The 1031-nt window shown below is 56.2% G+C and carries 2 protein-coding genes; both read left to right on the top strand.

Annotated elements, in window-relative coordinates; genetic code table 11:
* Positions 1-249: flavin reductase (locus tag ACTHS3_RS14530; RefSeq protein WP_440368315.1), on the top strand; the 249-nt coding region annotated here is incomplete at its 5' end.
* Between the two features lie 86 nt (positions 250-335).
* Positions 336-1031, top strand: coding sequence for an N-acetylmuramate alpha-1-phosphate uridylyltransferase MurU (gene murU, locus ACTHS3_RS14535; RefSeq protein ID WP_070607198.1), 696 nt, complete (start codon positions 336-338; stop codon positions 1029-1031).

Here is a 1031-nt window from a genome sequence, read left to right on the forward strand (position 1 = left end):
GCCGAACACTTTGCCGGACTGACCGACCTCTCGCCCGAAGAACGCTTCGAATACCATATTTGGCATAGGGGGCAAACTGGACAGCTCGAAGTCGAAGGCGCGCTGGCGCACCTGCACGGCAGCATTGTCGATCAACACGAAATCGGCACGCATTACGTCTTTTTCGTTCAGATCAACGAAATCCGCAATACCGACGCGCAAGCGCCGGCATTGCTGTATTTCCGTCGGCAATTCAAATCTTTGGCATAAATAAAGGTCTCAGGCCGTCTGAAACATCGGTTTCATTTTTCAGACGGCCTGAGACCTTTTCTGTTTCACACATTATAGGCACACCCATGAAAGCAATGATACTGGCCGCCGGTCGCGGCGAACGCATGCGCCCCCTGACCGACCACACGCCCAAACCCTTACTCGAAGTAGCAGGCACACCGCTTATCGGCTGGCACTTGCGCCGCCTGCAACAGGCCGGTTTCACTGAAATCGTCATCAACCATGCCTGGCTTGGCCAACAAATCGAAGATACCTTGAAAGACGGTTCGGACTACGGCGTGCGCATTGCCTATTCTCCAGAACTCGCCGGAGGCCTGGAAACCGCCGGAGGCATTGCCACCGCCCTGCCGCTTTTGGGCAACGAGCCGTTTTTGGTCGTCAACGGCGATGTGTTGACCGACATTGATTTCCAAGCTGCACGACTGGCTACCCAGCATATGCAGGAACACAACCTTCTCGCCCATTTGTGGCTGGTGGACAATCCGCCCCATCATCCCGAAGGCGACTTTGGCCTGCTTTCAGACGGCCTGGTATCCGCATCATCCGCAGACGGCCAAGCCCTGACTTTCAGCGGTGTGGGCGTTTATCATCCCGCGCTTTTCAAAGACATCCCGGCACACCAGGCTGCCAAGCTTGCCCCTCTGTTGCGTCAAGCCATGAGCCAAAACCAAATCAGCGGCGAACACCACAACGGCCTTTGGTTGGACGTCGGCACAGTCGAACGCCTGCAAGAAGCCGACCGTATCGCCCAAAGCTGGTAA

This window comes from Neisseria sp. P0009.S007 (assembly GCF_051962515.1).